15 protein-coding genes (1 of these 15 running past the window's edge) are annotated in these 19,916 nt (G+C 62.8%); 9 read left to right on the forward strand and 6 right to left on the reverse strand.

Annotated features, from left to right (window positions below; genetic code table 11):
• The 9 genes from ABEH28_RS08730 to ABEH28_RS08770 form a co-directional block, all read left to right on the forward strand.
• A protein-coding gene (locus tag ABEH28_RS08730) for a non-ribosomal peptide synthase/polyketide synthase (RefSeq protein WP_346629681.1) crosses the window boundary here: on the forward strand, nt 1–5,165 show its 3' portion. It extends 10,999 nt beyond the left edge of the window; 5,165 of the gene's 16,164 nt are visible here — the last part of the coding sequence; its start codon lies off the left edge, out of view; the stop codon is at nt 5,163–5,165.
• Nucleotides 5,158–6,588, forward strand: a complete 1,431-nt coding sequence (locus ABEH28_RS08735) for an aspartate aminotransferase family protein (protein WP_346629682.1) — start codon at nt 5,158–5,160, stop codon at nt 6,586–6,588. Before ABEH28_RS08730 ends, ABEH28_RS08735 begins: the two co-directional genes overlap by 8 nt.
• Nucleotides 6,589–6,764: 176 nt before the next feature.
• The gene (locus ABEH28_RS08740; protein ID WP_346629683.1) at nt 6,765–8,963 is read left to right on the forward strand and encodes a TonB-dependent siderophore receptor; all 2,199 of its coding nucleotides are present in this window, start codon (nt 6,765–6,767) and stop codon (nt 8,961–8,963) included.
• Nucleotides 8,964–9,790: 827 nt separating this feature from the next.
• On the forward strand, nt 9,791–9,991 hold the full coding sequence (locus ABEH28_RS08745; RefSeq protein WP_296313839.1) for an MbtH family NRPS accessory protein: 201 nt from the start codon (nt 9,791–9,793) through the stop codon (nt 9,989–9,991).
• 34 nt (nt 9,992–10,025) lie between these two features.
• Nucleotides 10,026–11,018, forward strand: a complete 993-nt coding sequence (locus ABEH28_RS08750; protein ID WP_346629684.1) for a TauD/TfdA family dioxygenase — start codon at nt 10,026–10,028, stop codon at nt 11,016–11,018.
• A gap of 11 nt (nt 11,019–11,029) precedes the next feature.
• Nucleotides 11,030–11,863, forward strand: a complete 834-nt coding sequence (locus ABEH28_RS08755) for a N(5)-hydroxyornithine transformylase PvdF (protein WP_346629685.1) — start codon at nt 11,030–11,032, stop codon at nt 11,861–11,863.
• Nucleotides 11,864–11,905: 42 nt separating this feature from the next.
• Nucleotides 11,906–12,619, forward strand: a complete 714-nt coding sequence (fhuF, locus tag ABEH28_RS08760) for a siderophore-iron reductase FhuF (protein ID WP_346629686.1) — start codon at nt 11,906–11,908, stop codon at nt 12,617–12,619.
• Between the two features lie 696 nt (nt 12,620–13,315).
• Nucleotides 13,316–13,471 (forward strand): hypothetical protein, encoded by a 156-nt coding sequence (locus tag ABEH28_RS08765; RefSeq protein ID WP_282373564.1) that lies wholly within the window; start codon nt 13,316–13,318, stop codon nt 13,469–13,471.
• Entirely contained in the window at nt 13,464–13,760 is a 297-nt protein-coding gene (locus ABEH28_RS08770) for a hypothetical protein (RefSeq protein WP_282373563.1), read from the forward strand. The genes ABEH28_RS08765 and ABEH28_RS08770 overlap by 8 nt, the downstream gene beginning before the upstream one ends.
• Nucleotides 13,761–13,969: 209 nt before the next feature.
• Here the strand turns inward: ABEH28_RS08770 and ABEH28_RS08775 are convergent, their stop codons facing one another.
• The 6 genes from ABEH28_RS08775 to ABEH28_RS08800 form a co-directional block, all read right to left on the reverse strand.
• Nucleotides 13,970–15,202: a sugar MFS transporter gene (locus ABEH28_RS08775; RefSeq protein ID WP_346629687.1), complete on the reverse strand. Its 1,233-nt coding sequence runs from the start codon at nt 15,200–15,202 to the stop codon at nt 13,970–13,972.
• A gap of 192 nt (nt 15,203–15,394) precedes the next feature.
• On the reverse strand, nt 15,395–15,757 hold the full coding sequence (locus ABEH28_RS08780) for an L-rhamnose mutarotase (RefSeq protein ID WP_346629688.1): 363 nt from the start codon (nt 15,755–15,757) through the stop codon (nt 15,395–15,397).
• Nucleotides 15,758–15,767: 10 nt separating this feature from the next.
• The gene (locus ABEH28_RS08785; protein WP_346629689.1) at nt 15,768–16,544 is read right to left on the reverse strand and encodes an SDR family oxidoreductase; all 777 of its coding nucleotides are present in this window, start codon (nt 16,542–16,544) and stop codon (nt 15,768–15,770) included.
• A complete protein-coding gene (locus ABEH28_RS08790) occupies nt 16,541–17,422 on the reverse strand; it encodes an amidohydrolase family protein (protein ID WP_346629690.1) in 882 nt (293 codons plus the stop codon). The genes ABEH28_RS08785 and ABEH28_RS08790 overlap by 4 nt, the downstream gene beginning before the upstream one ends.
• 164 nt (nt 17,423–17,586) lie before the next feature.
• A complete protein-coding gene (locus tag ABEH28_RS08795) occupies nt 17,587–18,864 on the reverse strand; it encodes an L-fuconate dehydratase (protein WP_346626416.1) in 1,278 nt (425 codons plus the stop codon).
• 191 nt (nt 18,865–19,055) lie between these two features.
• Nucleotides 19,056–19,901, reverse strand: a complete 846-nt coding sequence (locus ABEH28_RS08800; protein ID WP_346629691.1) for a fumarylacetoacetate hydrolase family protein — start codon at nt 19,899–19,901, stop codon at nt 19,056–19,058.
• Nucleotides 19,902–19,916: the final 15 nt, after the last annotated feature.

Consider the following 19,916-nt stretch of genomic DNA (forward strand, 5'->3'; position numbering starts at 1 on the left):
TCGCGTACAACCTGCCGTGCGTGCTCAACCTCAGCGGCGCGCTGAAGCTCGATGCCCTGCAGCAGACCTTCGACGCCCTCGCGGCCCGTCACGAAACCCTGCGCACCTGCTTCCGCCCATCGCCGATGCAAAACGGGGAGGCGGTGCCGCAGCAGCGGATTCTGCCGATCAGCAGCGTGCACATCGCCCGTCATGACCTCCGCGATAACGCTGCGCCGGAAGCGGCATTCGACGCGCTGGCCGAGGCGTTCATGAACCAGCCCTTCGACCTCGACGCCGAGCGCGCGCCGTGGCGGGTGGCCCTGGCGCGGGTGGCCGACGATCAATGGCGCCTGCTGCTGTGCATGCACCACATCATCTCCGACGGCTGGTCGGTGCAGGTCATGCTCGAAGACTTCGCCGCGCTCTATCGCCGGTTTGCCCAGGGCAGCGACGCCCAACTGGCTGAGCTGAGCGTCCACTACGCCGACTACGCCAGTTGGCAGCGCGAACACCTGAGCGGTGCCGAGCGCGAGCGTCAGTTGAACTGGTGGCGCGAGGCGCTGGGTGACGAGCAACCGGTACTGGAACTGCCGGCGGACCGTTCGCGTCCCGCCGAACGCGACGGCAAAGGCGGGCGCCATGCCTTCGTGCTGCCGCAAGACCTGGCCGACACGCTGCGCCATACCGCGAAAGCCCACGACGCCACGCTGTTCATGCTGTTCCTGGCCTCGTTCGACACGCTGCTCTATCGCCTCAGCGGCCAGCGCGATTTGCGCATCGGTGTGCCGGTGGCAGGCCGCGCCGAGGTGCAGACCCAGGGCCTGATCGGCTTCTTCGTCAACACCCTGGTGCTGCGCGCCCAGGTCAGCGGCGACCAGCCGTTCACCGCGCTGCTGGCCCAGGTCAAGGACAACCTGCTCGGCGCCCACGCCCATCAGGACCTGCCGTTCGAGCAACTGGTGGAAGCGCTGCAACCGGCGCGCAGCCTGAGCGTCAACCCGCTGTTCCAGGTCAGCTACAACCACCAGCAACAGCCGGATCTGTCGCTGCTGCAATTCGACGGCCTGAGCTGCGAAGCGCGCCAGTGGGACATCAAGGGCGCGCAATTCGATCTGGTGCTGGGCACCTTCGAACACCGCGACGGCCGCATCAGTGGTTACCTCGATTACGCCACCGACCTGTTCGACGCCTCGACCGTGTCGCGTTTGTTCGAGCAACTGGTCACGCTGTTGCGGGCGATCTGCGCGCAACCCAATGCCGCCATCGGCGACCTGCCGTTGCTCGGCGAAACCGACCTGGCCGCGCTGGATCAATGGAACACGCCGCCGTTCTCGCCTTACGTCGATCGCCCGATTCACGAGCTGATCGCCGACCACGCGCGCATTCGGCCCGACGCCATCGCGCTGGTCCATGGTGATGAACGCCTGACCTTCGCCGAGTTCGACCGTCGTGGCAATCAACTGGCCCACGCCTTGCGCGCCCGGGGCATCGGCACCGAAGTGCGCGTGGCAATCGCGATGGAGCGCGGGATTGATTTGTGGCTGGCGTTTTATGCCGTACTCAAGGCGGGTGGCGCGTACATTCCGCTGGACCCGGATTACCCGACCGAACGCCTGCGCTACATGCTCGAAGACGGCGGCGTGAAGCTGTTGATCAGCCACGATGCGGCACTGGATCGCGTGCCGGTCGGCGATGTTCCGATGCTGAACATCGATCAGCTCGATTGCTCGTCCGAACCGGAAACGGCGCCGGATGTGGTCATTCACCCGCAGCAACTGGCCTACCTGATTTACACCTCGGGTTCGACCGGCAAGCCAAAGGGTGCAGCCATCGCCCACGCCGATATCTCCATGCACATCCAGACCATTGGCGAGCGTTATCGCTTTACCCCGGAAGACCGCAAGTTCCACTTCCTCTCGATCAGCTTCGACGGCGCCCACGAAGGCTGGATGATGCCGCTGTGTTACGGCGCCCGAGTCGTGCTGCGGGATCAGGAACTGTGGAGCGTTGAGCAGACCTACGACACCCTGATTCGCGAAGGCATCACCGTGGCGTCGTTCCCGCCGAGCTACCTGCGTCAACTGTCGGACTGGGCCGGGGTGCAGGGCAAGGGTCCTGGCGTGAAGACTTACTGCTTTGCCGGTGAAGCCTTCAGCCGCGAGATGCTCCACGACGTGATCCGCAATTTGCAGCCGCTGTGGATCATCAACGGCTACGGCCCGACCGAAACGGTAGTGACGCCGACCTTGTGGCTGGCCTCCGCCGAGACCGCCGACTTCACCACGGCCTACGCGCCGATCGGTGATCTGGTGGGGGATCGTCAGGGTTACGTGATGGACGCAGACCTCAATCCGCTGCCCCAAGGGATTGCCGGCGAACTCTATCTGGGTGGCGCCGTGGCGCGTGGTTATCTGGACCGTCCCGGCGCAACGGCTGAACGCTTCCTGCCGCACCCGTTCCGCGCCGGTGAACGCATTTACCGCAGCGGCGACCGCGTGCGCCTGAACAGCGAAGGGCTGCTGGAATACCTCGGCCGTATCGACCACCAAATCAAGATCCGTGGCTTCCGCATCGAAGCCGGTGAAATCGAAGCGGCACTCAAGGCCTGCGACGGTGTGCGTGAAGCGCTGGTGATCGTGCGCGACAAAGGCAACGGCAAGCAGTTGCTGGGCTACGTCGGCGGCAACGACTTGTCTGAAGACAGCCTGAAGGATCAGCTGAAAAACACTCTGCCGGAATACATGGTGCCGGCGCACATCGTGGTCATGGCGCGCTTGCCGCAGTTGCCCAACGGCAAGCTGGACCGCAACGCGCTGCCTGATCCGCAGTTCGGCAGTCAGGCCTTCGAAGCGCCGGAAGGTGAGCGCGAAGTCGAGCTGGCGCGGGTCTGGCAGCAGTTGCTGGGGGTTGAAAGCATCAGCCGTCAGGACAGCTTCTTCGAGCTGGGCGGCGATTCGATCCAGTCGCTGGCGGTCATCACCCGTCTGCGTCAGGTCGGTTTCAAGCTTCTGCCGAAGGACGTGTTCAGCCATCCCCGGCTCAAGGACCTGGCCCTGCGCCTCACGGTGATCGAAGCCAGTGCAGCGCTGTTGGTCGAAGACACGCCGAAGGGCGAGCTGCCGTTGACGCCGATTCAGGCGCACTTCTTCGAGCAACCGATGGCCAACCGCGCGCACTTCAACCAGGCGTTGTTGCTGGACGTGCAGCGTCCGCTGGAAGCGCCATTGTTGAGCCAGGCGCTGGCCGCGCTGCTGGGTCATCACGATGGCCTGAACCTGAGTTTCCAGCAGCACGCCGACGGGTGCTGGCAGCAACAGTATCGAGACGCTTCGGCTGCCGACAATCTCTGGCTGCGTGACGTGGCCGACGAGCGGGCCATGACCGCGCTGTGCGAACAGGCCCAGCGCAGCCTCGATCTGCATGACGGTCCGCTGCTGCGCGTGGTGCTGGCGCAGATGCCGGAAGGGCAAAAGCTGTTGCTGGTCGCCCATCACCTGGTGGTGGATGGCGTGTCGTGGCGGGTGTTGCTCGAAGATCTGGCGCGGGCTTACGCGCAGATCGCTTCGGGCAGCGCGGTCGATCTCGGGCCGAAATCCAGCAGCTTCCAACGTTGGGCGAAGCATCTGCTTCATGCGGCTCAGGCGCCTGAGCGTCAGGCAGAAGTCGGCCAATGGCTGGAGCAGGTCGGCACTGCCGAGCCGGTCTGGCCGGTGGACCACCCTGAAGGACGGGCCACGCAACAGGATCTTGAACAGTGCGAACTGCTGCTGGACGCCGAACTGACCCGTCGTCTGCTGCGCGAAGCCCCGGCAGCACTGGCGGCGCGCACCGATGAAATTTTGTTGGCGGTGCTCGCCGACGCGCTGAAGGGCTGGACTGGCCAGTCCGACACCCTCATTGCGCTGGAAGGCCATGGCCGAGAAGCCTTGGCCGATGGCCTGGACGTCGGGCGCACGGTGGGTTGGTTCACCAGTCTGTTCCCGCTGCGGGTGCGTGCTGCTGACGACATCCGCCAGACCCTCATTGGCGTGCGCGACAGCCTGCGGGGCTTGCCGGACAAAGGCGTCGGCTTCGGTCTGCTGCGCTATCTGGGCGACGATTCGGCGCGGCAGTCACTGGCCGCGCTGCCGGAACCCAAGGTGGTGTTCAACTACCTCGGCCAGTTCGATCAGGACCTGGGCGATGGCCGCTTCTCGCCGTCGAAGGTGTCGGCCGGCGCGCTGGTCGACCCGTCCACGCCGCTCAATCGCGAGCTGGAAATCAATGGTCAGGTGTTCGCCGGGCAACTGGGGCTGACCTTCCGTTTCAGCGGTCAGCGCTATCAGCATCAGACCATTGAACGCCTGCAAACGGCCTATCGCGACGGGTTGGTGGCGTTGCTGGAGAGCCTGCCTTCATCAACACCTGCCGCGCCGCAAAGCGTGGTCGTCAGCCGCGACGGTGCGCCAAATCCGTTGATTCGCCTGAGCAGCGGCGCCAGCGACAAGCCGCCGGTGTTCTGCGTGCACCCGGTCAGCGGCACGGTGGTCGGCTACTACGCACTGGCCCGTCGACTGTCTGCGCAGTGGGACGTGTGGGGCATTCAGAACCGCCAGGTGCTGGACGGCCAGTGGCGCGACAGTTCCATCGAGCAAATGGCCCGCGACTACGTCAAGGCCCTGCTCGAACAGCAGCCGTCCGGCCCCTACCGGCTGATCGGCTGGTCCATGGGCGGGACGATGGTGCTGGAAATGGCGCGGCTGCTGACCCGACTCGGCAAGCGCGTCGAGTTCGTCGGCCTGATCGACGGTTACGTGCCGGGCGCCGGTCAGCCGCGTCCTGCCGTGCCGGAAACCCCGGTTCTCGACGCCGATGACGAGGGTCTGGAAGCCGACGCGCACTGGCAACAGCTGCTCGGCGTCGAGCGGCACATGCGCCAGTTGGCCAATCAATGCCGTCAGATCCACGCCCTCAGCGTGCCGGTCTACGCCTGGTGGGCCGAGCGCTCGCCGGAAAATAACGATAACGCACCGGCTCTTCTGGAGCAGGGCATGGGTGTTCGCTTGCAGGTTTCGGCCTGGATCGACGCCGACCACCTTTCGATCGTCCGTGATCAGCTGTTCATCACTCAACTTGCCGAGGCCCTCGCGCAGGTCAACGAACGCCCCCATTCCCACGATTTCCAGGAGCACGAACATGCATAGCCAACACAACGTGACGCCGATTGCCGCCCGCCACAGCGAGGCGCTGTCGAGCAGCCCGGACGCCGCCGTCGCCAACGCCGACTACCGCTTTGCGCCGACCCCGCGACTGGAGCGGCAGGCCGCCGTGGAATCCAACGCGCGCAGCTACCCGCGGCGCATCCCCCTGGAACTCAAGCGCGCCCAGGGCATTCACGTGCAGGACAGCGAAGGGCGCTGGTTCATCGATTGCCTGGCCGGCGCCGGCACCCTGGCGCTGGGGCACAACCACCCCGAGGTGATCCAGGCCATGCGCGCCACCCTCGACGGCCAGCGCCCGCTGCACACCCTGGACCTGATGACCGAAGCCAAGGACGATTTCATCAACGAGCTGTTCGCGTTGCTGCCGAAGGAATTCGCCAAGGACGCGCGCATCCAGTTCTGCGGCCCGGCCGGCACCGATGCGGTGGAAGCGGCGCTGAAACTGGTGCGCACCGCCACCGGCCGCAGCAACCTGATGGCCTACCACGGCGCCTACCACGGCATGACCCAGGGCGCGCTGGCGTTGATGGGCAATCTCGGGCCGAAGACCTATCTGGACGGCATGGCCGGTGGCGCGCAGTTCCTGCCGTTTCCCTACGACTACCGCTGCCCGTTCGGCGTCGGTGGCGAGGCCGGCGAGCGCATCGGCCTGCACTACATCGAGAACCAGCTGACTGACCCGGAAAGCGGCGTGTTGCCCCCCGCCGGGATGATTCTGGAAACCCTGCAGGGGGAGGGCGGTGTGGTGCCGACCTCGGCGAACTGGCTGCGGGAAATCCGCCGCATCACCCGCGACGCCGGCGTGCCGCTGATTCTCGACGAAATCCAGTGTGGCGTGGGCCGCACCGGCAAGCCTTTTGCTTTCGAGCACGCGGGCATCGTCCCGGACGTGCTGGTGCTGTCCAAAGCCATCGGCGGCAGCCAGCCCATGGCGGTGGTGGTCTACAACAAGTCCCTGGACGTGTGGAAACCGGGCTCCCACGCCGGCACTTTCCGGGGCAATCAACTGGCGATGGTGGCCGGGTCGACAACGCTCCGCATCGTCCGCGAACAGCAACTGGACCTGCACGCCGCCGCCATGGGCGAGCGTCTGGTCGGACACCTGCGCGCGTTGCAGAAAGACTTTCCGCAGATGGGTGATGTGCGCGGCATGGGCTTGATGCTCGGGGTGGAAATGGTCGATCTCGATGGCCGCCCCGACGCCCTCGGCCACTTCCCCCACAGCGGCGCGCTGGCCTCGGCCATCCAGCGTGAATGTTTGCAGCGGGGCCTGATCATCGAAGTGGGCGGGCGACACTCGTCGGTCATCCGCTTCCTGCCGCCGCTGATTGTCACTGCCGCGCAGATTGACCAGATCGCCGACATCTTTGCCGCCGCCGTTTCAGCGGCCGTCAAACAGCGTTAAACCCTTGTTGTAACAGCGTTGAAACAGGGCGTAGGACCAGCGATGGCCCTTCGCCCTTTTTTTATGATAAGAATGGTAATGAGAAACGTTCTTTGTTACATTTTCACGCTTTTTTGACGTTGGTGGTCAATTTTGGGGCTTTGCCCCGTGTGATTTTAAAGGGAGGGGGAGTTCGGATGGCGAGCAATAACAAGGGTCAATTCAAGGTCAATGCCTTGGCAGCGCTGGTCGCAACGGTCGCCTGTCACGGCGCGGCATGGGCGGCGGATGCCCCGGCCAAGGCCGAGCAGGGCGCCACTATCGAACTGCAGAATTCGGTGGTCAGCGGTGAAGCGCCCGAAGGGCAGGAAACCGTTGGCTATCAGGTGAAAAACAGCACGGCGGGCACCAAGACCAGCACACCGCTGTCGGAAACCCCGCGCTCGGTGTCAGTGGTGACACGCCAGCGCATTCAGGATCAGGGCTCGCAAAGCCTGACCGACATCCTCGGTTACGTCCCCGGCATCTTCGCCCCGCCCTTTGCCGTCGGCGACGGCCTCGCGGGCGACCTGTTCTCCATTCGCGGCTACAACGCCACCGACTACGGTTACGGCCTGCTCAAGGACGGCCTTCGTCTGCAGGGCAACCGCTACGACACCACCACTGAACCCTATGGCCTGGAACGCACCGAAGTGTTCCGTGGCCCGAGCTCGATCCTCTACGGCGAAAACGCGCCGGGCGGGCTGGTCAACCTGGTCAGCAAACGCCCGACGGAAACCGCCCAGGGCGAAGCCAAATTCACCTACGGCAGCAACAACCGCCGGCAACTGTCCCTCGACGTCTCCGGCCCGCTGACCGACGACAACCGCATCCTCGGCCGCGTGGTCATGCTCGGTCGCAACGCCGACACCCAGGTCGATTCGGTACCGGACGACCGCATTTACATCGCGCCGTCGATGACCTTCAACTTCGACGAAGACACCGCGCTGACCCTGCTGTCGTCCTACCAGCGCGACCGCACCAAGCTGCTGCTCGGCTACCCCGCTGCGGGCACCTTGCTGAACAACGTCAACGGCAAGATCAGCAAGGACCAGTTCAACGGCAACCCGAACTGGGACGACTTCGAGCGCGAAACCTGGACCCTGGGTTACGAGTTCAAGCACCAGCTCAACGACACCTGGCAGTTCCGCCAGAACTCGCGCTTCATGGAATCGCGTCTGGACCGTCACGAGACGTGGCCGAACGACCTTAGCAATTCTGGCTTTGGCAGTACGCTTACCAGCAGGGCCTACGACCGCGACAACAAATCGATCACCTACTCGCTGGACAACCAGTTCGAAGGCCACTTCACCTCCGGCGCCCTGGAAAACACTGTGTTGCTGGGCGCGAGCTACGACCGCACCTCATACAATCAGGACTGGGCGACCAGTAACCTCATTACGTACAACGCCTTCAATCCGGTGTTCCCGTCGGGCGATCCGCGGATGCTCGCGACGGTCCAGAACTCGCAGCTGGATCAGCAGATGTACGGCGTTTACGGCCAGTTGCAGAGCAAGTACGACAACTGGATCTACCTGTTGGGCGGGCGTCAGGACTTCGTCAACAGCCAGTACCGCAACCGTGCCGGCACTACCAGCGGCGCTGCGGATCTGGACGGCTGGGACCATCGTTTCAGCTGGCAGACGGGTTTGATGTACCAGTTCGAGAACGGCATTTCGCCGTACGTGAGTTACTCGACGGCGTTCACGCCGGTGCAGCAGTCGTCGCAACCGAACGGCGAGTTGCTCGATCCGATTCTCAGCGAACAGTACGAGATGGGCCTGAAGTACGAGCCGGCTGGCTGGAACACGACGTTCAGCGCGGCGGTGTTTGACCTGACCAAGACCCACGACGTGATTTCCGGTTCGAACGGGTACAGCCGTCAGATTGGCAAGAGCGAGTCGAAGGGCGTGGAGCTTGAGGTCAACAGTGATGTGACGAAGAACCTGAGCCTGACGGCGTCGTATACCTACACCGATGCGCGGGTGACGAAGGACAGTCCGGGTTCGTTGTACGAGGATCATCAATTGACCGGCATACCGCGTAATCAGGCGAGTACGTGGGCGACGTATCGCTTCCTTGACGGTCCGATGAGCGGTTTCCGTGTGGGTGGCGGGGTGCGTTATTTCGATAATACGTTCGCGTATACCGCGCCGACGCTGTACGGGAAGTTGAAGACGGGTGATGTGACGCTGGTGGATGCGTTGGTGGGGTATGACATCGATAAGCATTGGTCGGTGGATGTGAATGCGAAGAATCTGTTCGACAAGGAGTATGTGAGCGGCTGCAATAACGCGGGTCGGTGTTATTGGGGCGAAGAGCGGACCGTGCTCGGGACTGTGGCGTTTCGCTGGTAACTCGCCAGGCTTGAGAAGATCAAGAGCGTCTGCCTAGGGGCAGACGTTTCGCCTTCGGCGAGTTACTTGGAGAAGCACCCCAAGTAACCAAAGGTGCTTGCTCCTGGTTTGGCCCTTCCTTCGTCAGGGTTCCTTCACTCCGGTCTCGCTCCGTGGGCCCGCTGCCATCCGCCATCCATGGCGGGGGGCAGCTCTCGCCGCATCCATGCGGCTCGGCCCACTCCGCGAAACCTCCATTCAGCCTGCACCCAAGTCGCGATGGGTGTCGTCTGGACTTCCTGTGTACGAAGATCAAAAGCAACGGCAACGGCAACGGCAACGGCTTCCCGGCTGAAGCCAGTCCTACAGGCGCGCGCGGTCTGATGAGTGGGACCGGCTTCAGCCGGGAAGAGGCCAGCCCAAGCGCCAGCAATTTTTGCTGATCGCACCCCCTCCCTGTATTGATGGAAAGGCTTCCCGGCTGAAGCCGGTCCTACAGTCGATGTCACTGCCGATCCCACTGGACGCATGCGATGCCTTGGTAGGACCGGCTTCAGCCGGGAAGAGGCCAGCCCAGGCGCCAGCAATTTTTACTGATTGCACCCCATCCTGTGGGAGCGAGCTTGCTCGCGAATGCTGCATTCCAAACACCGGATATTCGGTGGATGTACCGACCCCTTCGTGAGCAAGCTCACTCCCACAGGTCCTCAGCATTTGCTCTGCCCTCGATCTGCCCTTGATCCGCTTTTACATTTTTCACCAAAAAAGACTAACCACTTCGCCGCCTCGTTCGTCTTTCAGGTAAGGCGCGCTTACCTGCGTCGTTCCAACACCACGAGGGATTACACATGAGCTTCGACAGCGAAAACACACAGTTCCGGGTCGTCATCAACCACGAAGAGCAGTACTCCATCTGGCCCGACTACAAAGCCATCCCGGACGGCTGGAAAAGCGTCGGCGTCGAAGGCGACAAACAGACCTGCCTCAACCACATCGAAAACGTCTGGACCGACATGCGCCCCCTCAGCCTGCGCAAGGCCATGGCCTGAACCCACCCCCTTCAGCCCCAGGAGCGTAACGCCCATGAACATGCGCATGCTCACCCCTGAACGCCTGCGCCTCGAAGCCGGCTTTCCCCTGCGCGTCCAGCCCGGCCAGACCGGCGTCTCCCTGGCCGCCGAATTCGAGGCCCTGCGCAGCGTCGTCGACCACTCCCTGGAACGCGACGGCGCCATCCTCTTCAGCGGATTCACCAGCGAAGGCGTCGAAGGCTTCCAGCAGTTCGCCGCCTCCTTCGGCCACCCGCTGCTCAACTACGAATTCGGCTCCACCCCGCGCAGCCAGGTTGATGGCAAAGGCGTCTATACCTCCACCGAATACCCGGCGCACCGCTCGATTCCGCTGCACAACGAACAGGCCTACACCACCGAATGGCCCATGCGCATCTTTTTCTACTGCGCCAAAGCCGCGGTCAGCGGCGGCGAGACGCCGATTGCCGACAGTCGCCGGGTGTTCCAGCGCATCAGTCCGGCGCTGCGCAAACGCTTTGAAGAAAAGCGCCTGATGTACGTGCGCAACTACGGCAACGGCCTAGACCTGACTTGGCAACAGGTTTTCAACACCGAGCGCCACAGCGACGTCGAAGATTACTGTCGCCCCCGTGGCATCCAGTGCGACTGGAACGAGGACGGCGACCTGCGCACACGACAATTGGTGCAAGGTGTCGCCCAGCATCCGCGCACCAAGGATTGGGTCTGGTTCAATCAGGCGCACCTGTTCCACTTGTCGAACCTGGACGAGGAGATGCAGGAAATCCTGCTCGACACCGTCGGCGAAGAAGGCCTGCCGCGCAACGTCTACTACGGCGACGGCAGCCCGCTGGAGGCCGATGCGCTGGCGGAAATTCGCGGCGTGCTGAGCGAGTGCGAAGTGGTCTTCCCGTGGCAGACCGGCGACGTGCTGATGCTCGACAACATGCTCACGGCGCACTCGCGCAAGCCGTTCAGCGGCGAACGAAAAGTCGTGGTCGCCATGGCTGAAGGCGTCAGCGGCAACACCCTGCACACCCTTTCCTGAGTCCGATATTCATGCAGAAAACCAAGCTTGTTTACGTCTGGTCGCTGCGTAACGCCGCGGCGGACAAGGCCGGTCAATACGTCGACTATCACGGCGAGCAGCGTTACATGACCTCGCCGCTGGAGTACCTCGTCAAGGCGCTCAACGACACCGCTCTCGGCGATCACTACTCCCTGGAAGCGATCATCTACGACGAAAACCCCGAGTCCGCACGGGACCGCGAGAGCATCAAGGACTACGGCTTCACGCCGGGGCAGGGCGCCCACTGGTTCTACCCGGCGGGCCTGACAGTGCAGGGGCGCAAGGTCGATGACCTGCTGGAAAACGTGCCGTCGAGCTACCGCGCCTTGCCCTTGGGCGACAGCGCGCGGCCGGCCGGCAAGTCGGATTTCGAGCGACGTCTCGGCGAGCGGCTGCACGCGCTGGGCGCCGACGTTGTTGTGCTCGACGGGCTGCTGGTGATCCTTGATGAACTGGTGCGCGAAGGGGCTGATTTCCATCGGCGTATCTTCAACGTGCACCCGGGCATCACGCGTCTGGAATCGCCTTACGAGCGGCGCGGCGCATACGCCACCCTCGACGCGCTGTACGGCGCCCGGGGCAAGAAAGTGGTCGACTGGACCACACGGGAGATGGTCGACACGCCGGTGGTGAACATGACCGGCGCGTCGTTCCATTACGTCGACACCGGCATCGATTCCGGTGAAGTGGTGTTCGACGTGCTCGACACCCCCATCGCGCCGGACGACACCATCCTCGAACTGCGCTGGAACAACTTCAACAACAGCCTGTTTCCCGCGCTGGAGCAGGGGTTGTGGGTGCTGGCGCGGCAGCGGTCTCATTGACCGCGCTCCGTTGAACGGGCGGTCAGCGCAGCGAGTCAGCACATGATTCCTGCGCTGGCGCCGCTGTTCATCGCCGATTTCGAGCATTACCGCGACGCGCTCGTGCTGCCGGACGCTCCCCGCGTCGGCGTGCCTATGCGCACCTTTCTCACCGGCGACTACCTGAACGATGTGCTGACGCGTTTCGGCAGCGCCTACCCCGACAGCGACCCTCGCGGCCTGGCGTCGATCTGGAGCAAGTATTACTTCATCAAACTGATTCCGCCGGTGGTCGCGGCGTCGTTGATCCTCGACCAGCAATTGCCGCTGCACCTCGATCAAGTACAACTGATCCTCAACGACGATGGCCTGCCTGCCGCGTTCAAGCTGCCTCACTCGGGACAGCGCTGGACGCCAACCCCGGCCGATGCTTTCGAGCGTTTCGATGACTTGCTGGAGCAGCACCTCAGACCGTTCATTGATGCCCTCGCGCGGCATTTTCGACTTTCGCCAAAAGTGCTGTGGAGCAACGCCGGCAACTATTTCGAGTGGCTGTTGGGTGTGCTCGAAAACGCGATGCCCCACGTGGATCTGACCCATGGTCACCAGTTGCTCAACGTGCAACTTCTCCCCGACGAACGCCGCAATCCGCTCTACCAGCCCGTGCGCTACATCAAGGTCGAAGGGCAAGACGAACTGAAGCGCCAACGCCGCGTGTGCTGCATCCGCTATCGAGTAAACGGCCTCGACTACTGCGGCAACTGCCCGCTGTCCTGACTGACCGCGCCCATAGGAGGAAACTGATCGTTCCCACGCTCTGCGTGGGAAAGCCGGGTCGGGCGCTCTGCGCCCCTGAGACGACGCACAATCCGGCTTTCGCGCAAGGCGACGCAGAGCGTCACAAGATGCATGCCCACGCAGAGCGTGGGAACGATCATCAATAGCTAGATGCCTGATTGGTAGGACCGGCTTCAGCCGGGAAAGCGTCAATCCTCACGCCGCAAAAATGAGAGCGCTGCCACCGGCCTCTTCCCGGCTAAAGCCGGTCCTACTAAGGCATCGCATGCCTCCAGCGGGACTGGCTGGAACGCCGACTCGTGGGACCGGCTTCAGCCGGGAAGGCTGCACGCCTCATCTTCCACGCCCTGAGAATCAATCCGTCAACGTAAGTGGGGCGGGAGCCATATTTGGTAGTTCCGCGCGGACGAATCTGTGCGGCGGCGGCCAGTAAATGCCTTCCCTCTACCACCAAGTTTTATGCGCTCGTTCAGAAATGGAAAAGTGAAGATAGGTGGCCGCCGTTTCTGGTTGTGTATTTGTGAACCGCCGGGCAATGCTGCGCCTCACGGTTATGGAATGTGGCAAACCGATAAGGCAGGATTGGCGCCCGCTATTGTCGACCTTAGCCATCACCAGTGAGCATCAGGGTCGCTTACGCGAATACATGGACAGACTCTTTCCAAGGATTGTGAGATGAAAGCGGACCTCTTGGCCCTTGTGCCCAATTGGGGCGACATCGAGCGAAACCTGGACCAGAAATACAGCGACCTCAACCAAAGCGTCAGCAATGGTTTGCAGAGCGCCAACGACGCCTGGGACGGTTTCACTCGGAGGTGCAACTATGAATAACTCAATGCTTGTAAGTATGCTTTTAGAACTTAAGCATATATACCACGGGGAGGGGTGCAGAGATTTTGACAGAGGAATTGACGCGATTGTCAGCATATTGTCGGAGAGCGCTCTGGCAGGAACGCCTGCATGGGATGAGGCTGGTTCTATCTACAGAACTATGGCCGGTTCCAAATCTGGATTTTCAGATATCTACATAGACCGCGACACCGTCGAGGAGCGGATCGCGGCTAACGCGCGACTTGATGCTATTCGGCAAACTCTCTGGGATACCTTTGCCAGGACTTGATGCGGCGCGAGATCGTCGATGACGAGGGACCAACGCTCTTATCAACACCGGTGTTACAGCTTTGTGCTGAACCTGATGCGCTTATGGAAAAACCCGGCTGAGGCCGATCCCACGACATAATCCCGCGCCTCTAGTGGGACTGGCCGAAACCGGATAGTAGGACCGGCTTCAGCCGGGAAGGCGTCACTCGCCACGCCGCAAAAACGAGATCACGCCTCCCGCCCGCGCAACCCGCTGCGCCCATAAAACGCCACCACCACAAAGCACCCCAGCGGCAGCAGGTATGCCAGCGCGGTGGAGAAGTGGTCCGCCACCAGTCCCATGAAATACGGCATCAGCGCGCCGCCGACGATGGCCATGATCAGGAACGAGCTGCCGCGTTTGGTGTGGGGGCCGAGGTTTTTCACGCCCATGGCGAAGATGGTCGGGAACATGATTGACATGAAGAAGAACACCGCCACCAGCGCCACCACCGACACGCTTTCCACGCCGCTGACAACCACCGCGCACAGCGCGACGTTGATCCACGCGTAGACCATCAGCAGCCGCTGCGCCGGGATACGCCCCATCAACCAGGTGCTGACGAAACGTCCGCACATGAAGCAGATCATCGCCACCGACAGCAGGTACGCGGCGCTCTGGCTGGTCATGTTCGCCCAGTGTTCGGTCACGTAATTGATGAAGAACGCGCCCACGCCCACCTGCGCCGCCACGTAGAAAAACTGCGTGACCACGCCGCCGACGAATTCCCGGTGCTGCCAGAGGGTCTTGTTGTCATGGCGCTGGATGCTCGACTCCTGCTCGCGCAGATCCGGCATTGGCGTGCGGGCGAACAGCGCCGCCACCAGTAGAACGATCACCGCGATGACCACGTAGGTGGTTTGCAGCGAGCTGTTGTCACTGCCGGCGTTGCTGCCGCCGAAGAACAACGCGCCCCCCAGCAGCGGCCCGACGAACTGGCCGAGGCCGTTGAACGACTGCGCCAGGTTGAGCCGACGCTCCGCACCGTTCGGATCGCCCAGCACGGTCGCGTAAGGATTCGCCGCCGTCTCCAGACAACCCAGCCCCAGAGCGATGACGAACAGCGCAAACAGGAAGAACGGGAAGCTCGCCGCATTGGCCGCTGGCATGAACAGCAACGCGCCGGCGGCGTACAGGCACAGGCCCAGCAGAATCCCGGCCTTGTAGCCGAAGCGGTCCATCAACAAGCCGGCGGGCAGGGCGATGATGAAATACGCGCCGAAGTACGCCGCCTGCAGCAAACCCGACTGGGCCTTGCTGACGTGCAGCGTCTCCTGAAAGTGCTTGTTCAGCACATCGAGCAGCCCGTACGACAGGCCCCAGAGGAAAAACAGGCTGGTCACCAGCATCAACGCCACCCGCACCGACGGCGCTGCGTGCCGGTAGACCGGGGTCTGGACTTTGCTGTGTTTGGTCAACATAACGCTCTCCTTTTTTGTTGTTGTTCAAGCGTGAAGCGTGACGAAGCGGATGTTCGGTTGTGCAGGGATCGACGCCTTGCACTCGTACCTGTGGGAGTGAGCTTGCTCACGAAGACGGCGTTTCAGGCGCTAAAGATGTAGGGGGTGTTTCGGCCCCTTCGCGAGCAAGCTCGCTCCCACCATTGAAGGGCTTCAAGGCGGCTGATCCGACAGGCTAAAAATCTGCGCCATGGGCTGCCATTTATTCCCCGGCTCGGTCCACGGCGTCGGCGTCTGAAACCGCCACATCAACGCCTCCCATTCCAGCACCTTGGGGTTGGCCGCCGACGCCTGGTCCATCGCGTCGGCGCTGAAGCCCGGGGCGGTGTCCATGACCATGAACAGCCGCGTGCCCAGTCGCCAGATCTGCATGTCCAAGATGCCCTGACTGCGCAGGTGTTCGGCAATCTCCGGCCAGATGCGCCGGTGCAGTTGCTCATACTCGGCGATCAACGCCTCGTCATCAGCCATGTCCAGGGCCAGACAAAAACGCTGCGCAACCCTCCCGGTATTCATGTCAGCGCGCTCATGTCAGTGCCCGATCCAGATGCGTATAGCCGCCGTCCACCACCAGCCACTGCCCGGTGGTGTGGGACGCCCGCGGGGACAGCAGAAACAGCACGCTGTCGGCAATCTCCGTCGGCGTGGTCATGCGCTGGCCGAGGGGGATTTTCTCGACGATCTTCGCCAGCTTCGCGTCAGGGTCGTCGAAGCTGGCAATCCAGCGCTCGTACAGCGGCGTCATCACTTCGGCCGGGATCACCGCGTTCACCCTCACGCCATCGCTCAGCAACGACGCCGCCCATTCCCGGGTCAGCGACAGTTGCGCGCCTTTCGAGGCGGTGTAACCACTTGTGCCGCCCTGGCCGGTGAGTGCAGTCTTCGAACCGATGTTGACGATGGCGCCCTTGCTCGCCTTCAGCGCGTCGACGCACAGATGGGCCATCACGTAGTAGTGAATGAGGTTCTTCTCCAGTGACTCGATGAACGCGCTGCGACCGGCCTCCAGTCCGACGTTGTCATTGACCCCGGCGTTGTTGACCAGCCCGTCGATGCGCCCGAAGCGCTCCAGCACCTTGCTCACCGCCGCTGCACATTCGCCCTCGTCACGCAGCTCGACCTGGACGAACAGGGTCTGCGGCTGGCGTCTGTCCAGCTCGGCGGCCAATTCAGCAGGCAGCGGCTGATTGGCGAAGATCACCGGGATCGCGCCTTCTTCGGCCAGCCCCAGTGAGATCGCGGCGCCAATCCCCGAGCCGCCGCCGGTGACGATGATGACCTTGTCTTGCAGGTGCAGATTCATGGGCAGTTTCCTTGCAGGCCGTACAGGCGAATGGCGGTGCCGCCGCGCAGCGCGTTTTGCTCATCGACGGAGAGCGAGCTGATGGCGGTTTCGAACAACTGGTGAACGTCGCGGTAGCTGCCGGCGACCTGACAGACCGGCCAGTCGGAGCCGAACATCAGTCGTTGCGGCCCGAACAATTCCAGCGCCAGATAGAAATACGGCAGCAGTTCCACCGGTCGCCAGCGTTGCCAGTCGGCTTCGGTAATCAGCCCCGACAGTTTGCAGGCCACGTGGGGCAGGGCGGCCAGCGGGGCAAGGCGATCGGCCCAGGCGATGGGGTCTTCCAGGGACAGATCCGGTTTGCCGAGGTGATCAAGGATCAGGTGATGCCGGTCGTGGCGTTGGCAGAAGTCGGTGGCGGCGTGGAGGTCTTTGTCTTTTATCAGCACGTCGTAAGTCAGCCCGAGGGTTTGCAGCTGCCGCATACCCCGGGCGAAGGCCGGGTCCTGGAGGAACAGCGACGGCGCCGGTTCGTCCTGGATCAGGTGACGCAGGCCGACCAGTTTTTCCGCGTCCGCCCAGCGTGCCAATTGCTCGTCGACACCATCCGCCCGCAGGTCCGCCCAGCCGACGACGCCGAAGATCCACGGATGCTCGGCCGCATGGGTCAGAAGTGCGTCCGTCTCGTCGACACTGTGCCGCGCCTGCACCGCGACGCAGCCATCGATGCCATGCCGATCGAGCAGAGGTTTTAAATCGCCCGGCAGAAAATCCCGTTGCAACGCAGCATGGCGCTGGTCAATCCACGGGTAATCCCTGGCGTCATAAGTCCAGAAATGCTGATGGGCATCCACCCGCAAGGGCGGTGCCGGAACGCTTGAGTGTCGGGACGACATTGTTGTTGTACTCCGTCCGTTTCATGGCCTCACGCAATTACTGTAGGAGTGAGCTTGCTCGCAAAGGCTTAGGTACAAACGAGACACCTGCATCGGGTGTCCCGGCCATTTCGTCCGGTTGCCGCCCAGACCAAGCGCGCTCCTACAAGGGTTCGGCAGTGTGCTCAGCCCTTGTATGCGTACCGCGCCCGCGAGGCGGCTTTCATCTGAATCGAAAACCCCGGGGCGGCCGGCGGCAAATACGCCGCATCACGAATCACACAAGGGTCTTCAAAGTGCTCATGCAGGTGATCAACGTATTCCACCACCCGACCCTCATGGGTGCCGGCGATGCACAGGAAGTCGATCATCGACAGGTGCTGCACGTACTCGCACAACCCGACGCCGCCGGCATGGGGGCAGACCGGCAGCCGGTATTTGGCGGCCATGAGCATCACCGCCAGCACCTCGTTGACCCCGCCGAGGCGGCAGGCGTCGATCTGCACCACGTCGATGGCGCCACGCATGATCAGTTGCTTGAAGACGATGCGGTTCTGGCACATCTCGCCGGTCGCCACCTTCACCGGGTGCACGCCAAGACGAATCGTGCGATGGCCTTCGACGTCGTCCGGGCTGGTCGGTTCTTCAATGAACCACGGTTTGGCGAACGCCAGCTCGCGGATCCAGTCGATGGCCTCGCAGACCTCCCAGACCTGATTGGCGTCGATCATCAGATGACGATCCGGCCCCAGCACTTCCCGGGCGATGCGCACCCGGCGGATGTCGTCCTGCAGGTCGCGGCCAACCTTGAGTTTGATGTGGGAAAAACCGCCGTCGACCGCTTCCTGACACAGCCGGCGTAGCTTGTCGTCGGGGTAGCCGAGCCAGCCCGCCGAGGTGGTGTAGCAGGGGTAACCGTCGGCAAGCAGCGTCCGCAACCGTTGTGCTTTGCCCTCGGCGCGCTCGGTCAGCAGGGTCAGGGCTTCGTCCGGGGTGAGGCAGTCGGTGATGTAGCGAAAATCGATGCAGCGCACCAGTTGCGCCGGGGTCATTTCCGCCACCAGTTGCCACACCGGCTTGCCCTCGGACTTGGCCCACAAATCCCACGTCGCATTGACCACGGCGCCAGTCGCCAGGTGAATCGCGCCCTTGTCCGGGCCGATCCAGCGCAACTGGCTGTCGCTGGTGACGTGGCGCCAGAAACGGCCCATGTCTTCGGCGATCCATTCCAGCTTCAGCCCGACCATCACGCCCGCCAGCGCCTTGATCGCGGCGCAACAGATCTCGTTGCCGCGGCCGATGGTGAACGTCAGGCCGTGGCCCTGCAGGGTGGGGTGATCGGTTTCGAGAATGACGTAGGCCGCCGAGTAGTCGGGGTCCGGGTTCATCGCGTCCGAGCCGTCGAGGAATTGCGACGTGGGGAAACGGATGTCTTCAACGCGCAAGGCGGTGATGGTGGTCATGGCGGGTCCCTTTGGCATTGTTATGGGCAGCGCGGCGTATTGGAAAAACTGAGGAAAACACTGATCTCAAGTGCATGCAGAACCTGTGGGAGCGAGCTTGCTCGCGAAGCCTTTACTCCTGATGAATATGCAGGGAATGCACTGGCCTCTTCGCGAGCAAGCTCGCTCCCACAGAGACGGTGTTTGCTGCTTCAGGCGTCGACCGTCAGCTGCTGCTGTTCACCCAGCCCTTCAATACCCAAACGCATGGTCTGGCCGGCGCGCAGGAACACCGGCTCCGGCTTGATACCCAGGCCCACGCCCGGCGGTGTACCGGTGGAAATCACGTCGCCCGGTTGCAGGCTCATGAACTGGCTCAGGTAGCTCACCAGCTTGGGGATCTGGAAAATCATCGTGCGCGTGTTGCCGTTCTGATAGCGCTTCCCGTCGACTTCCAGCCACAGGTTGAGCTGGTGCGGGTCGGCGATTTCATCGCGGGTCACCAGCCACGGGCCGATCGGGCCGAAGGTGTCGCAGCCCTTGCCCTTGTCCCAGGTGCCGCCGCGCTCGATCTGAAATTCACGCTCGGAGACGTCGTTGATCACGCAATAACCCGCCACATGCTCCAGGGCATCGGCTTCGTCGATGTAGCGACCGCCCTTGCCGATGACCACGCCCAGCTCGACTTCCCAGTCGGTCTTCTTCGAGTTGCGCGGGATTTCCACGTTGTCGTTGGGGCCGACGATGGCGCTGGTCCACTTGTTGAAGATGATCGGCTCTTTCGGAATGTCGGCACCGGTTTCAGCGGCGTGGTCGGCGTAGTTCAGGCCGATGCAGATGAATTTGCCGATCTTGCCCACGCATGGGCCGACGCGCGGATTGCCCTCAACCAGCGGCAGGCTGTTGACGTCCTGGGACTGCAAATGGGCAATGCTTTCCGGGCTCAGGGCGGTGCCCGACAGGTCACCGATGAGATCGGTCAGATCGCGAATGCGGCCGTCGCTGTCCAGCAGGCCAGGGCGTTCTTGACCGGGTTCGCCGTAACGCAGCAATTTCATGGGGTGTCCTCTAAT

It is taken from the genome of Pseudomonas sp. Ps21-P2 (genome assembly GCF_039672565.1).
Lineage (GTDB): Bacteria > Pseudomonadota > Gammaproteobacteria > Pseudomonadales > Pseudomonadaceae > Aquipseudomonas.

Excerpts from the sequence above, each read along its gene's own strand:
- ABEH28_RS08735 (WP_346629682.1), top strand. The coding sequence starts at position 5,158 with ATGCATAGCCAACACAACGTGACGCCGATTGCCGCCCGCCACAGCGAG.
- ABEH28_RS08740 (WP_346629683.1), top strand. The coding sequence starts at position 6,765 with ATGGCGAGCAATAACAAGGGTCAATTCAAGGTCAATGCCTTGGCAGCG.
- ABEH28_RS08745 (WP_296313839.1), top strand. The coding sequence starts at position 9,791 with ATGAGCTTCGACAGCGAAAACACACAGTTCCGGGTCGTCATCAACCAC.
- ABEH28_RS08750 (WP_346629684.1), top strand. The coding sequence starts at position 10,026 with ATGAACATGCGCATGCTCACCCCTGAACGCCTGCGCCTCGAAGCCGGC.
- ABEH28_RS08755 (WP_346629685.1), top strand. The coding sequence starts at position 11,030 with ATGCAGAAAACCAAGCTTGTTTACGTCTGGTCGCTGCGTAACGCCGCG.
- fhuF (WP_346629686.1), top strand. The coding sequence starts at position 11,906 with ATGATTCCTGCGCTGGCGCCGCTGTTCATCGCCGATTTCGAGCATTAC.
- ABEH28_RS08765 (WP_282373564.1), top strand. The coding sequence starts at position 13,316 with ATGAAAGCGGACCTCTTGGCCCTTGTGCCCAATTGGGGCGACATCGAG.
- ABEH28_RS08770 (WP_282373563.1), top strand. The coding sequence starts at position 13,464 with ATGAATAACTCAATGCTTGTAAGTATGCTTTTAGAACTTAAGCATATA.
- ABEH28_RS08775 (WP_346629687.1), bottom strand. The coding sequence starts at position 15,202 with ATGTTGACCAAACACAGCAAAGTCCAGACCCCGGTCTACCGGCACGCA.
- ABEH28_RS08780 (WP_346629688.1), bottom strand. The coding sequence starts at position 15,757 with ATGAATACCGGGAGGGTTGCGCAGCGTTTTTGTCTGGCCCTGGACATG.
- ABEH28_RS08785 (WP_346629689.1), bottom strand. The coding sequence starts at position 16,544 with ATGAATCTGCACCTGCAAGACAAGGTCATCATCGTCACCGGCGGCGGC.
- ABEH28_RS08790 (WP_346629690.1), bottom strand. The coding sequence starts at position 17,422 with ATGTCGTCCCGACACTCAAGCGTTCCGGCACCGCCCTTGCGGGTGGAT.
- ABEH28_RS08795 (WP_346626416.1), bottom strand. The coding sequence starts at position 18,864 with ATGACCACCATCACCGCCTTGCGCGTTGAAGACATCCGTTTCCCCACG.
- ABEH28_RS08800 (WP_346629691.1), bottom strand. The coding sequence starts at position 19,901 with ATGAAATTGCTGCGTTACGGCGAACCCGGTCAAGAACGCCCTGGCCTG.